Consider the following 13270-nt stretch of genomic DNA (forward strand, 5'->3'; position numbering starts at 1 on the left):
TTCCCGCCGGGCCTCCGCGGTGGGCGCCGCCGTGGGGCCGGCAGGCGCTGCGGTCCGGACGCCGCCGCGCCCGACCTCCCGCTCACCGGGTCACCACGCCCGCGGTCAGCCCGGCCACCAGCCGGCGCTGGAACACCAGCGCGGCGACGAGCACCGGCACCGTGACGACCACCGCCGCGGCCGCGATGCTGCCGACCGGCTGGGCGAACTGCGCGTCGCCGGGGAAGAACGCCAGCGCCGCCGGGACCGTACGAGACCGGTCGGAGGAGGTGAGCGAGATCGCGAACACGAAGTCGTTCCAGGCGAAGAAGAACACCAGGATCGCCGCGGTGATCATGCCCGGGCGGGCCAGCGGCAGCACCACCCGGCGGAACGACTGCCAGGGTGTCGCCCCGTCCGCCTGCGCCGCCTCGGCCATCTCCCAGGGCACCCCGCGGAAGGCCGCGGCCAGCGTCCACATGGCCAGCGGCACCGAGAACGACAGGTACGGGATGACCAGCCCGGGCCAGGTGTCGTAGAGCCGCAGCGCCCGCCACAGGTCGAACAGCGGGCCGACGATCGCGACCGGCGGGAACACCGCGATCGCCAGCGTGAGCGGCAGCACCAGCGCCTTGCCGCGGAACTGCAGCCGGGTCAGCGCGTACGCGGCCGGGGTGGCCAGGACGACCGCGAGGACGGTGGTGATCAGCCCGATGCCGACGGAGTTGAGCAGCGCGTGGGTGAACAGGGCGGAGCCGGCGATGCTGCGGTAGTTCGCCAGCGTGGGGTCGCTCGGCCACAGCCGCTTGTCGGTGACGGTGGCCGGTGACTTCAGCGAGAGCGAGAGGATCCAGAGCACGGGGACGGCCGCGACGAGGAGGATCACCGCGGAGCCCGCGTACCAGCCCAGGCGCCTCACCAGACGTCCTCGGGGTCGGGCTCGTCCGGCTCGACCGGCCGCGGGCGGTAGAGCTCGCGCAGGTCGGCCCGGAACACCCAGACGAAGCCGAGCGCGATCGCCGCGGAGAGCAGGAACAGCAGCACCGACACCGCCGAGCCCAGCCCCAGGTTCAGCCGCCCGGCCAGCTGGTCGTACGCGAGCAGCGAGACGGTCTCGGTCCCGTTGGCGCCGTTGGTCTGGATGAACACGGTGTCGAACACCCGGACCGAGTCCAGCGTCCGGTAGAGCAGCACGACCAGCAGCACCGGCCGGATCCCGGGCAGCATGACCCGGCGGAACCGCTGCCAGGCGGTCGCGCCGTCCATCTTCGCGGTGTCCATCAGCTCCTCGGGCACCGCGGCCAGTCCGGCCAGCAGCAGCAGCGCCGCCAGCGGGGTGGTCTTCCACACCTCGGTCGCGATCACCACCGCGAACGACGACCAGCGCTCACCCAGCCAGGCCCGGCCGGACAGGAACGACAGGTCCGGCGTGGCCGCGTACTGCCAGGCGAAGGCCGCGACCACCGTGATGATCCCGTACGGCAGGAGCAGCGCGGCGTGCACGGCCCGGCGGCCGGCCAGCCCGCGGCGCAGGGTGAGCGCGATCGCGAAGCCCAGCACCAGCTCGGCGGTGACCGCGATCGCGGTGATCACCGCGGTCGCGCCGAGGTCGGTCCAGAACACCCGGGCGCCGAGCACGGCCGCGTAGTTGCCCAGCCCGACGAAGCCGCGCTGGGACGGGAAGCGGAGGTCGTAGCGCTGCAGGGACAGCCAGATCGCGTACCCGACCGGGTACGCGCCGACGGCCAGCATGACGACCACCGCCGGGGCGGTCAGCAGCCAGGCGGTCCGCCGCCCCGCCCGCGGCCGCCGCTTGCGCCGGGTGCGGGGCGGCTGCGGGGGCGCCTCGGTCACGCTCACAGGAGGGCCTTGGAGGCGAGCGCGTCGTCGATCGTGCGGCGCAGCTCGGGCACGTCCTTGTCCGGGTTCACCGAAGCCGGCGGATGCAGCACCTGCTGCACCGCCAGCGACACGTCGCTGTACGCGGGCGTCGCCGGCCGCGGCGCCGCCGCCGCGATCGAGGCCCGCAGCAGGTCCCCGAAAGGAAACGCCCGGACCACGGCCGGATCGTCGTACCCGGCCGCGATCGTCGGCGGCAGCCCGCCCCGGACGGCGCCCACCTGCTGGTTCTCCGCCGAGCGCAGACAGGCGGCGGCGGCGAAGGCCTGCTCCGGATGGGGCGAGTACGCACTGATCCCGAGGTTGATCCCGCCCAGCGGCGGCCGGCTCGGCTGCCCGGGGACCACCTGCGGGTAGCGGGTCCAGCCGAGGTCGGGCAGCAGCGCGGGGGCCTCGTCGCGGACGGCCGCGTACACCTCGGGGTAGTTCAGCGAGAACGCCGCGGCCCCGGACAGCATCGCCTGGCGGGTGTCCACCTCGGTGTCGGCCGACAGCCCGGGGTCGGCGACCGGGGAGGTGGCCAGCCGGCGGATCACGGCCAGCGCCCGCCGGGCCGGCGCGTCGGCCAGCGCGGCCCGGGCCCGGGCCGGCCGGTCGGCGTCGGTGACCAGCTGGGTGCCGGCCGAGGCCAGCAGCGAGTTGACCCAGACCGTGTAGCCCTCGTACCGGCCGCCCTGCACGGCGACCTGGTTCCGGCCGCGGGGGAGTGCCTCGGCGGCCGAGATCACCTGGTCCCAGGTCGCCGGCGGGTCCGGGGTGCGCGACTTCCAGTACCACAGCAGCTGGGTGTTGCTGTTCAGCGGCGCCGCCCAGAGCCGGCCCTGGTAGCGGGCGGTCGCCAGCGGGCCGGCCAGCACCCCCGCCGAGACCTGCTCGGCCCGCGCGCCGGTCCACGGCCGCAGCCAGCCGGCGCCGGCGAACTCGGCCGTCCAGATGACGTCCATGCCCATGATGTCGACCGTGCGGTCACGCGCGGCCAGCCGCCGGATCAGCTGCTCGCGCTGGTCGTCGCTGGTCTGGGGCAGCGGTTCCAGCTCGATGCGGTAGCGGCCGGCCGAGGCGTCCGAGCAGCGCTGCGCGGCCTGCCGGTACGAGCCCGAGGCCTCCACCTTGACGTACCAGTGCAGGGTGACGCCACCGTCGCGGTCGCCGCCGCAGGCGACCAGCAGCGGCGCCGCGAGCAGCGCGGTCAGCAGCGCCGCGGCGAACCTGGGCATGGCGGGCAAGTTTCCTCTCGGTGACCGTGGTCACCCAGCCTGCCGCGCCGGACCGCCGGCGGTAAAGCGCGTGCCCGGTCTCAGACCTGCACGAGCGCCGGCTGCTGGTCCTGCTGCTCCCGCCACCACTGCTGCCCGGCCGGCGGCAGCGTCCGGATCGGGTCCTCGTACGCGAACTTGCGGGTCAGCGCGTCCGGGTCGGAACGGTCGACCGCGGTCGTGTAGTTCTTCGTCCAGTACGAGATGCCGCGCTCGCGGTCGTACTCGTCGACCTGGTGGACCCAGCGCTTCCCCACGTACGGGACGTCGCAGACCAGCCGGGGCGTCGCGAAACCGGGCAGGTAGCCCATGATCGCGTGCTGCAGCTCCTGTGCCTGCCAGACCGCCAGCCGCCAGTGCTCGGAGCCCGGGATCATGTCGCAGAGGTAGAAGTAGTACGGCATGATCTGCGCCCCGTCGAGCAGCGCGAAGCAGAGGTCCAGCAGCGCGGCCGGGGAGTCGTTGGTGCCGCGCAGCAGGACGCCCTGGTTGCGGACGTCGCGCACGCCGACCTCGAGCATCGCCGCGGCCGCCTCGGCGACCAGCGGGGTGACCTGCTGGGCCGCGTTGACGTGGGTGTGGATGGCGAGGCTGACGCCGCGCTTGCGGGCGGTGCCGGCCAGCCGGGCCATGCCCTCGCGGACCTCGGTCTGCAGCCAGTGCTGCGGCATGCCCATCAGCGCCTTGGTCGCCAGCCGGATGTCGCGGACCGACTCGACCTCCATCAGCCGGGACACGAAGGACTCCAGCCGCGGCCAGGGCATGTTGGCCACGTCGCCGCCGGAGACGACCACGTCGCGGACGCCCGGGGTGCGGTGCAGGTAGTCGATCATCGCGTCCAGCCGGTCGACCGGCTTGGACACGAACTTCAGCTTCGCGACCTGCGGCGTCGAGTTGCCGACGAGGTCCATCCGGGTGCAGTGCCCGCAGTACTGCGGGCAGGTCGGCAGGATCTCGGCCAGCACCTTGGTCGGGTAGCGGTGGGTCAGCCCCTCGACCACCCACATCTCCTGCTCGTGCAGGGAGTCGCGGCTGGACAGCGGGTGCGACGGCCAGTCGGGGTCGCGGTCGGAGTAGACCGGCAGCATGTAGCGGCGGACCGGGTCCGCGAGCAGCGCATCGGTGCTCGGCGCCTCGGTCGGCACCATCGTGTTGAGCATCTGCGGCGGGACCAGCAGGGACATCGTCGCCCGCTCGGCCTGGTCGCGCTCCAGGTCCTCGTAGAACCGGTCATCGACGAGGTCGCCCCAGACGGCCCGGAGCTGGCGCACGTTCTTCGCACAATGCGACCGCTGCCACTGCACGTCGCGCCATTCGGCGTCGGTGACGTCCGTGAACCCCGGCAGGCGGCGGTGGTCGGGCTCGACCAGCGGCCGGCGGTCGTACCGATACGGCTGTTCCACGGCCCCTCCTCGGCTTCCCGTACGTGTGAATTCCCCAGGATAGCCGGAAACCATCCTGTCAGACACCTGTCGCGCCGCAAGTCCTCCGGCCATGGTGCGAGATCACGGGAAGAGGCCATGTCCGGCAGACTTACCCAATGGCGACCACCCTCTACCGCGACGGCCGGTTCCACGCGCCCGGGAACCCGAGTGCGCTGCTGGTCCGCGACGGCACGATCGCCTGGGCCGGCGACGGCGACCGGGCCGGATCCGCGGACGAGACCGTCGAGCTCGGCGGCGCGCTGGTCACCCCGGCCTTCGTGGACCCGCACGTGCACTCCACCTCGACCGGGCTGGCCCTGCTCGGCCTCGACCTGACCGCGACGGCCTCGCTGGCGCAGGCGCTGGGGCTCGTCGAGCGGGCCGCCCGCGCGGCCGGCGGCCGGCCGCTGCTCGGGCACGGCTGGGACGAGACCCGCTGGCCCGAGCGGCGGCCGCCGACCTCGGCCGAGCTCGACCGGGCCTCGTACGGGTCGGCCGTCTATCTGTCCAGAGTGGACGTCCACTCCGCGGTGGTGTCCTCGGCGCTGCTGGCCGCGGTGCCCGGGGTGCGGTCGCTGGCCGGCTTCGCGCCGTCCGGGCACCTGACCCGGGACGCGCACCACGCCGTCCGCCGGGCCGCCCGGGACACGATGACCGCCGGGCAGCGGACCGACCTGCAGCGGGCCACCCTGCGCCGGGCCGCGCAGCTCGGTATCGGCGCGATCCACGAGCTGGCCGGGCCGGACCTGTCCGGGACCGACGACCTGCTCGGCGTCATCGCGCTGGCCGCGGCCGAGCCGCTGCCGACGGTCCTGCCGTACTGGGGGGAGTTCGAGCAGGCCGGCATCGACACGGCGCTGGCGCTGGGGGCGATCGGCGCGGCCGGCGACCTGTTCGTGGACGGCTCGATCGGCTCGCACACGGCCTGCTTCAGCGCGCCGTACGCGGACGCGCCGGAGACGACCGGGCACCAGTACCTGTCCGCGGACGAGGTGCGCGCGCACGTCGTGCTCTGCACGCTGGCCGGGCTGCAGGCCGGCTTCCACGCGATCGGCGACGTCGCCGTGGACGCGGTCGCCCGCGGGATGGCGGCGGCCGCGGAGGAGCTCGGACCGGAGGTCTGGCCCACGATCCGGCACCGGGTGGAGCACCTGGAGCTGGTGCCGGAGAGCGCGGCCGAGACGCTCGGCCGGCTCGGCGTGGCCGCCAGCGTGCAGCCGGCCTTCGACGAGCTCTGGGGCGGATCGTCCGGCCTCTACACCGACCGGCTCGGCGTCGAGCGGTCGCTGGCCTCCAACCCGCTGGCGCGGCTGGCCGCGGCCGGGATGACGCTGGCGTTCGGGTCGGACGCGCCGGTGACGCCGCTGGCGCCGTGGGAGGGGGTCCGGGCGGCGGTCCGGCACCACGCGCCGGAGTCCCGGCTCTCCGTGTCCGCCGCCTTCGCGGCGCACACCGTGGGTGGGTGGGCGGCGGCGCAGCGCCGGGGTGGCCAGCTGACCGAGGAGGCGCCGGCGTACCTCGCGGTCTGGGACACCGATCGCTTCCCCGACCTCGACGGCCGGCTGCCCTCCTGCGTCCGTACGGTGGCCGCCGGGCGCACGATCTGGACGGCCTCCTGAGCCGGTCGCGGACCACGCTCGCGGCCCGCCCGACGTCCCTGACCGGGTGAAAGAATTTTCGTCGGCGTGTCCCCTATGGACACGCCGCCGGGCCGGTTCAGGCCGGTTTCGGGGCCGTCCCGGCTACCTGGGAATTCGCGGGAAACAGCAGGTCATCGGAGCGTTGACAGCAGCCGAACGGCTGCGGCTATCGTTCGCTGGTCATACGTCGGGGAGCGACCGGATTACGCATTCAGCGTCGGTGCTCGTCAGCGCAGTCGGGCCAGTCGGGGGACACCCCGGCAACCAGGTCCGGGAGCGCTGGTGAACGCGGGGATGCGCCGGACCGGTCGTGGGAGCCCGGTGGCGCGGGAACGCCACCGCGGAGCGGGGAGGAGCACGGGGGACCAGTAGACAACGGCGCAGGTGTCCGCATCCGGCGGCTCATCGGCCGGCACGAAGGTCCTTCCCGATCCGTACCCGCTCCGGCTCGCCGTCCTGGCGTGCAGGGGCGTGAAGGCGCGGGGACCCGCCTTGCTCGGCGGGTTCCCGGCCTTCGCAACAGTGGTCTCTGTTCTTCCCCACCAACCCGGGCTTCCCGCGGCCCGGGCCTATTTCTGCGCCCGCGGCGCGCGGGCAGGACCGTCAGGGGTGGCGGGCGGCGGTGAGGGTGAGACCGGCGGCGCGCAGCCGGTGCACGAGGTGCTCGCCGAGGGCGGCCGCCGGGGTGAGCACGCCGCCGGGGGAGGTGAGCTCGTCCCGGGCCAGCGCCAGCGCGGCCTCGCCGAAGATCACCGCGGTGGCCGCATAGCCGGGGTCGCCCTGGGCGGCGATCGTGGCGACGTAGCGGGCGCCCGAGCTGGTCACGGTGTGGACCTCGATCCGGAAGTGGCCGCCGCTCATCGTCCGCTCGGACGGGCCGGCGCCGGGGGAGGGCAGCGCGCGGTCCAGCAGGGCCCGGGTCGGCGCCCAGCGCATCCCGCCGACGAGCGCGCCCAGCCCGGCGGTGACCATCCCGGCGACCACCGGTGCGGCCGGGCCGCCGCCGACGGCCAGGTACTCGCGGTACCGGAAGCCCGGCCCGTACGGGTGGCCGAGCAGGGCGTTGCTGCGGCGGACGATCCGGCTGTCGTGCGGCCCGAACGGGTACGGCGCGACCCACCGGCCCAGCAGCGGGTCGTGGTGTGGCAGCAGCCGGTCGGTCTCGTCCCGGCCGTCCGGGTCGGCGGCGCGGTCGGGGCTCAGCGCGTACGGGTCGGCGAGGACGTGGCGCAGCGACGGGTCGCCCTCGGTCGTGGCCAGCTCGGTCCGCAGCGAGTCGACCGTGCCACCGCTGATCCCGCCCTTGAACGAGACCACGACCAGTGCGGTCTCGCCGAGCGTGCCGGCACCGTCGGCTGCGGCCTGCTGGCTCAGCAGCAGCACGCCGAGGTCCGAGGGCACCGAGTCGAACCCGGCGGAGTGCACGATGCGGGCGCCGGTCTCCCGGGCCCGCTCGTGCGCGGCGGCGGCGCTGTCCCGGACGAACAGCGTCTCCCCGGTCAGGTCGCAGTACGACGTGCCGGCGGCCGCGCACGCCTCGACCAGCGGCAGGCCGTACTTCTGGTACGGGCCGACGGTGGTCGCGACCACGCGGGTCGAAGCGGCCAGCTCGGCCATCGACCCCGGGTCGTGGGCGTCGGTGGCGAGCACCGGCCAGTCCACGCCGAGCGTGTCCCGGACCGCGCGCAGCCGCTCCGCCGACCGGCCGGACAGCGCGACCCGGGCATCGCCGGCCCCGCCGCGCAGGTGCCGCGCGACCAGCCGCCCCACGAACCCGGACGCGCCATGCAGGACGAGATCGAACCGCCGATCAGGCATCGGCCGAGACTAGGGCTTCAGTCCGCGGCCGGGGAGCGGAGGGACCAGGCGAGGGCGACGATGGCGATCGCGGTACGGACTGGGTCCGAGGCACCGGCCAGGGTCAGGAACGCCAGCAGCAGCGCGACGTCGGCGCCCCGCAGCACCTGGGCGATGAGCCCGACCGGGGCCGAGCCGAATCCGGTGTCCGGGGTGACGACGCCGCCGTAGTCCAGCGGCGGCCGCGTCGCGGCCCGGACCGCCGCGGCGAGCGCGCCGATCGCGGCCGCCGCGGCCGGTCCGAGCGCGGGCTCGCCCACGGCGGCCAGCGCGGGCGCGGTCGCCGCCACCCAGACGACGGCACCGGCCGCGGGCAGCAGCGTGTGCAGGGTGTGCAGCCGGCGGTCGTCGAGCGGGAACATCCGGCGCAGGCCGGGCTGGTCGGCGACCGCGCGCAGGCCGACGGTGAGCCGGCCGACCGCGACGGCGCCGGCCAGCACCTGCGCCACCGCCGCCCAGACCGGCGCCGCGACGGCCGCCACCACGTACGGGACGACGGCCAGCGCGGCCCAGCCGACCAACCGCCCGGGCTGCCGGCCGAGCCGGCGCAGGTCGGCGCGGATCAGGACGGTGGCGCCGGTGCCCTTCAGCCGCCGGGTCCGTACGGTGGCTCGGTCCCGCCAGCGGCGCTCGGCCGCGACGCCGGCCAGCAGGCTGGTGTCCATCCAGGCGATCGAGGTGCTCAGGCCGAGCACGAGCGCGCCGCCGGCGGCGAGGGTGCCGCGGTCCAGGGCGCCGAGGCCGGCCCGGGCCCGCCGCCCGGCGACGGCGGTGACCACCGCGGCGGCGCCGGCCAGCACGAGCAGCACCGCGGTCGCGGGCCCCGCCGGCAGCGGCCGGCCCGCCAGCCCCAGCACCGACACGACCAGCCCCGCCACGGCCGCCACCCCCAGCAACCCACCCCCCACCACCCCCGCCCGCCGGGTCGAGCCGGGTTGGGTGGCGGCGACGGAGGTGTACGCGGCGAGGGCGAGGAGGGCGCCGGCGGCGGTCGCGGCGATGAGCAGGCCCGCGGACGGCTCGGTCGGCAGCGGGAGGACCGCGCCGGTGGCCGCGCCGGCGAGCAGCGCACCGCCGGCGGCCAGCCAGTAGCGCGGCGCCAGCAGCCCGGCCCGGTCCACCGGCCCGGCGAAGATCCAGGTCAGCGCGGCCGGCTGGGCCGAGACCGGCCCGGCCGCGACCAGTCCCCGGACGGCCGCGCCCAGCACCGCGACCGCCGCCGCGGCGAGCAGCCAGCCCGCGGTCGCGGCCGGGGCCAGCTCCCGGTGCGCCGGGAACCCGCCGACCAGCCGCCGCCCGGCCTGCACCCCGAGCCCGCCGAGCACCGCCGCGCCGACCAGCACGTCCCAGGTCGCGCCCAGCGCCGTACGGACCATCGAGCGCCCGTGCGCCCGCAGCACCCGCCGCCGGTACGCCCGGACCGCTGCCGGACTGGGTGCGGTCACGAGAGCTCCAGCACCCAGTCGGCGACCGTCTCGACGAGCTCGGGATCGTGACAGGACAGCAGGACGCCGACCCCGGCCGCCTTCTCCGCGACGAGCCGCCGGGCCAGCCAGGCCCGCCCGGCCACGTCGAGGCGCTGCTCCGGCTCGTCCAGCAGCAGCACCTGCCGGGGCCGGACGAAGCACGACCCCAGCAGCAGCCGCTGCCGCTGGCCCGAGGACAGCGTGGCCGGCAGCTGGTCGGCCGCCGGCACCAGCCCGACGTCCTCCAGCACCTCGTCGACCGCCGCGGCCGGGTCCTCGACGCCGTGCACCCGGGCCAGCAGGTCCAGGTGCTCGGCCACCGACATCTCCGGGAACAGTCCGGCGTCGTCGAGCAGCACCGCCAGCGCCGCCCGGACGGCCGGGTCGGTCTCCCGGACCGGCCGCCCGGCCCACCGGACCTCGCCGCCGTCGGGCTTGTCGGTGCCGGCCACGCACCGCAGCAGGGTCGACTTGCCGGCCCCGTTCGGGCCGGTGACGACGACGGCCTCGCCGGGCGGCAGCACCAGCGACACCTCGGCGAAGACGGTATGCGCGCCGAAGCGCCGGGTCAGATCCGCAACCTCGAGCACGCGGTGATCTCAGCACGCGGGCTTCACGGGCCTGCATGGGAGCATGGGGAAATGCACCCGACGGCCGATCCGCGCCCGATCGGGACCGCGGACCCGCCCCCGAAGAGCGCCCCGGCCGGACCGCAGGCAGGCGGCCCGACGTCCGCCCCGGGCGGACCGGGGCCAGGCGGGTCGGCGTCCGCCCCGGCCGGCACTCCTCGGAGACCGCGGGGTGAGCCCGCGCGCGGGCTGGTCTGGCTCCGGCTGGTCGGAGCCGCCGCGGCCGGTGGTGCCCTCGTGTTCGCCTTTCCGCCGTACGGGATCTGGCCGCTGGCGATCGTCTCCGTGGCCGTGCTCGCGCTGGTCACCCGGGGCGTCCGGGCCCGGCGCGGCGCCTGGCTCGGGCTCGTCTACGGCGGCGCGTTCTTCATCCCCCTGCTGAGCTGGACCGGCATCTACGTCGGCCCGGCGCCCTGGCTGATCCTCGCCGTCGCCGAGGCCGTGTTCATGGCCGCGCTCGGCGCCGGGCTGGCGGTCACCGCGAAGCTCCCGGCCGCACCGCTGTGGGGAGGCGCGCTCTGGGTCGCCGAGGAGGCCGCCCGCGACCGCGGACCGTTCGGCGGCTTTCCCTGGGGGCGGCTCGCCTTCGCCCAGGAGGGTTCCCCGTTCGCCTGGCTGGCCGCGTACGGCGGGGCGCCCCTGGTCACCTTCGGCGTCGCCCTGGCCGGCAGCCTGCTCGCGGCCCTGGCCCTCGTCACCGCCCGCCGGGCCGGCTCGAAGCGACCCAACGCCGACCGTTCGGCCCGGACCGACGCCGACCGTCCGGCGTGGACCGACGCCGACCGCCGGGCGCGGACCACGCGGCCGTCAGCACGCGTGCGGCCGGTCGTGCCGGTGCTGGCCGGGATCCTGGTGCTCGCGGCGGTGACCGGCGCCGCCGCGCTGGCCGGCGACTGGCAGACTACGCCGACCAGGCCGTACACGGTCGCGATCGTGCAGGGCAACGTGCCCCGCCTCGGCCTGGACTTCAACGCCCAGCGCGAGGCCGTCCTGCGCAACCACGTCAGCGCGACCCTCAGGCTGGCCGCGGACGCGAACGCCGGCCGGGTCGCCCGCCCCGACCTGGTGCTCTGGCCGGAGAACGCCTCCGACATCGACCCGATCCTCAACCCGGACGCGCACGCGCTCATCGACGGCGCGGCCAGGGCGGTCGGCGTCCCGATCCTGGTCGGCACCCTGGGCGACGGCCCGACGCCGACGACGATCCGCAACATCGCCTACGTCTGGGACCCGCGCACCGGACCGGGGGCCAGCTACGTCAAGCGGCACCCGGTGCCCTTCGCCGAGTACATCCCGCTGCGCAGCATCGCCCGCCGGGTCAGCAAGGACGTCGACCTGGTCCAGCGGGACTTCGTCAAGGGCGACCACCCGGGCGTGCTGCGGGTCGGCCCGGCCATGGTCGGCGACGTGATCTGCTTCGAGGTCGCGTACGACGGGCTGATCAACGACGTCGCGCAGAACTCCGAGATGATCGTGGTGCAGACCAACAACGCCACCTTCGGCCGGAGCAACGAGACCTGGCAGCAGCTGGCGATGGGCCGGCTGCGGGCGATCGAGCACGGCCGGCCGGTCCTGGTCGCGGCGACCAGCGGGGTGAGCGCCGTCATCGATCCCGACGGGCACGTTGCGGCCCGCTCGGACGTCTTCACTGCGGACGTGCTCGTCCGTACGGTCTCCGGCCGGCAGGGGTCTACCCTCGCGGGACGCGTGGGCGCCGGGCCCGAGTGGGTGATCGTCGTGGTCGCCCTCGCGGGACTGGCGCTGGCGGCGGTCGTGCGCCGGCGGACACGCGACCAGGCGGTGCTGGTGACGAAGGAGAACGGATGAGCGTGGCGGACCTCGGACGGGTCCTGGTGGTGATCCCGACCTACAACGAGGCCGAGAACCTGGAGCCGTTGCTGGGCCGGCTGCGGGCGGCGGTCCCCGAGACGGACGTGCTGATCGTCGACGACGGCAGCCCTGACGGCACCGGCGATATCGCCGACCGGCTGACGGCCGCGGACGAGGCCGTGCACGTCCTGCACCGTACGGAGAAGGCCGGCCTGGGCGCGGCGTACATCGCCGGGTTCCGGTGGGCGCTGGCCGGCGGCTACGACGTGGCCGTGGAGATGGACGCCGACGGGTCGCACGCGCCGGAGGAGCTGCCCCGGCTGCTCACCGCGCTGCGGGACGCGGACCTGGTCGTCGGCTCGCGCTGGGTGCCGGGCGGGCAGATCCGCAACTGGCCGTTCTACCGGCAGGTGATCTCCCGCGGCGGCTCGACGTACGCGCGGCTGCTGCTGCGGTTCCCGGTGCGCGACTCGACCTCGGGCTTCCGGGCGTTCCGGCGGCAGGTGCTGGAGGAGCTCAAGCTCGACGAGGTCGCCTCGCAGGGCTACTGCTTCCAGATCGACCTGGCCTGGAAGACCTGGCGGTCCGGGTTCCGGGTGCACGAGGTCCCGATCACCTTCACCGAGCGCGAGGTCGGCCGGAGCAAGATGAGCCGGGCGATCGTGCTCGAGGCGTTGTGGCGGGTCGCGGGCTGGGGGCTGACCTCGCGCAGCCGCAGCGCGCGGACCCGGGCGCTGGCAGCCAGGCACTGAGCCATGCCGGTCCTGCTGGGGCTAGTCCTCTACGTGGTGGTCGAGGTGGCCGCCGCGATCGCGGTCGCGCACTGGATCGGGATCGGCTGGACGCTGCTGCTCCTGCTCGGCCTCTCCCTGCTCGGCGCGGTGCTGCTGCGTCGCGAGGGCGCGAAGGCCTGGCGCTCGTTCAGCGCCGCGGTCGCCGAGGGCCGGCCGCCCGGGCGCGAGGCCCTGAACGGGATGCTGGTGCTGCTCGGCGCGCTGCTGATCATCGTGCCGGGCTTCGTCACCGACGTGTTCGCGCTGGCCTGCCTGCTGCCGTTCTCGCGGCGGCTGCTGGGCCGGGTGTTCCTCGGCTGGGCGCTGAACCGCGGGCGCGCGACCGTGGTCCGGGTCCGGGCCTCCCGTGGCCCGGCCGGGACGATGCCGCCGGACCGGCCGCAGCCGCCCGGCGCCGGCACCGTCATCGAGGGCGAGATCGAGCCGCCCCGAGAGCCCTGAGCCGCGCGCCCGGCTGTGACGGGAAACACAGAGGCCCGCGACCCCTCGAAGGGGT

General features: G+C 75.5%; 11 protein-coding genes. 4 read left to right on the plus strand and 7 right to left on the minus strand.

Annotated features, from left to right (window positions below):
* Positions 1-82: 82 nt before the first annotated feature.
* The 4 genes from VGP36_25645 to VGP36_25660 form a co-directional block, all read right to left on the minus strand.
* Positions 83-898, minus strand: coding sequence for a carbohydrate ABC transporter permease (locus tag VGP36_25645; protein ID HEV7658097.1), 816 nt, complete (start codon positions 896-898; stop codon positions 83-85).
* Positions 895-1833 carry a sugar ABC transporter permease gene (locus VGP36_25650; protein HEV7658098.1) on the minus strand — a complete coding sequence of 313 codons (939 nt, stop codon included), beginning with the start codon at positions 1831-1833 and terminating at the stop codon, positions 895-897. The genes VGP36_25645 and VGP36_25650 overlap by 4 nt, the downstream gene beginning before the upstream one ends.
* Before the next feature lie 2 nt (positions 1834-1835).
* A complete protein-coding gene (locus VGP36_25655; GenBank protein HEV7658099.1) occupies positions 1836-3095 on the minus strand; it encodes an extracellular solute-binding protein in 1260 nt (419 codons plus the stop codon).
* Between the two features lie 80 nt (positions 3096-3175).
* Positions 3176-4537 (minus strand): lysine 2,3-aminomutase, encoded by a 1362-nt coding sequence (locus VGP36_25660; GenBank protein ID HEV7658100.1) that lies wholly within the window; start codon positions 4535-4537, stop codon positions 3176-3178.
* 137 nt (positions 4538-4674) lie between these two features.
* Between VGP36_25660 and VGP36_25665 the strand changes: the two genes are divergently transcribed.
* On the plus strand, positions 4675-6177 hold the full coding sequence (locus VGP36_25665) for an amidohydrolase family protein (GenBank protein HEV7658101.1): 1503 nt from the start codon (positions 4675-4677) through the stop codon (positions 6175-6177).
* A 624-nt stretch (positions 6178-6801) separates the two neighbouring features.
* Here the strand turns inward: VGP36_25665 and VGP36_25670 are convergent.
* Genes VGP36_25670 through ccmA form a run of 3 tightly spaced genes read right to left on the minus strand, consistent with a single transcriptional unit; the run spans position 6802 to position 10111 of the window.
* Positions 6802-8016 carry a saccharopine dehydrogenase NADP-binding domain-containing protein gene (locus VGP36_25670; protein ID HEV7658102.1) on the minus strand — a complete coding sequence of 405 codons (1215 nt, stop codon included), beginning with the start codon at positions 8014-8016 and terminating at the stop codon, positions 6802-6804.
* Between the two features lie 17 nt (positions 8017-8033).
* Positions 8034-9500 carry a DUF6297 family protein gene (locus VGP36_25675; protein HEV7658103.1) on the minus strand — a complete coding sequence of 489 codons (1467 nt, stop codon included), beginning with the start codon at positions 9498-9500 and terminating at the stop codon, positions 8034-8036.
* On the minus strand, positions 9497-10111 hold the full coding sequence (gene ccmA, locus VGP36_25680; GenBank protein ID HEV7658104.1) for a heme ABC exporter ATP-binding protein CcmA: 615 nt from the start codon (positions 10109-10111) through the stop codon (positions 9497-9499). Before ccmA ends, VGP36_25675 begins: the two co-directional genes overlap by 4 nt.
* Before the next feature lie 51 nt (positions 10112-10162).
* Between ccmA and lnt the strand changes: the two genes are divergently transcribed.
* Genes lnt through VGP36_25695 form a run of 3 tightly spaced genes read left to right on the plus strand, consistent with a single transcriptional unit; the run spans position 10163 to position 13215 of the window.
* Positions 10163-11977 (plus strand): apolipoprotein N-acyltransferase, encoded by a 1815-nt coding sequence (lnt, locus tag VGP36_25685; GenBank protein HEV7658105.1) that lies wholly within the window; start codon positions 10163-10165, stop codon positions 11975-11977.
* The gene (locus VGP36_25690; GenBank protein ID HEV7658106.1) at positions 11974-12732 is read left to right on the plus strand and encodes a polyprenol monophosphomannose synthase; all 759 of its coding nucleotides are present in this window, start codon (positions 11974-11976) and stop codon (positions 12730-12732) included. Before lnt ends, VGP36_25690 begins: the two co-directional genes overlap by 4 nt.
* Before the next feature lie 3 nt (positions 12733-12735).
* A complete protein-coding gene (locus VGP36_25695; protein HEV7658107.1) occupies positions 12736-13215 on the plus strand; it encodes an FxsA family protein in 480 nt (159 codons plus the stop codon).
* Positions 13216-13270: the final 55 nt, after the last annotated feature.

The organism is Mycobacteriales bacterium, from assembly GCA_035995165.1.
Lineage (GTDB): Bacteria > Actinomycetota > Actinomycetes > Mycobacteriales > CADCTP01 > CADCTP01.

Bases quoted from the DNA above. Each gene is read 5' to 3' on its own strand.
- VGP36_25670 (HEV7658102.1), bottom strand. From the start codon at position 8,016: ATGCCTGATCGGCGGTTCGATCTCGTCCTGCATGGCGCGTCCGGGTTC.
- VGP36_25665 (HEV7658101.1), top strand. From the start codon at position 4,675: ATGGCGACCACCCTCTACCGCGACGGCCGGTTCCACGCGCCCGGGAAC.
- lnt (HEV7658105.1), top strand. From the start codon at position 10,163: ATGCACCCGACGGCCGATCCGCGCCCGATCGGGACCGCGGACCCGCCC.
- VGP36_25655 (HEV7658099.1), bottom strand. From the start codon at position 3,095: ATGCCCAGGTTCGCCGCGGCGCTGCTGACCGCGCTGCTCGCGGCGCCG.
- VGP36_25690 (HEV7658106.1), top strand. From the start codon at position 11,974: ATGAGCGTGGCGGACCTCGGACGGGTCCTGGTGGTGATCCCGACCTAC.
- VGP36_25695 (HEV7658107.1), top strand. From the start codon at position 12,736: ATGCCGGTCCTGCTGGGGCTAGTCCTCTACGTGGTGGTCGAGGTGGCC.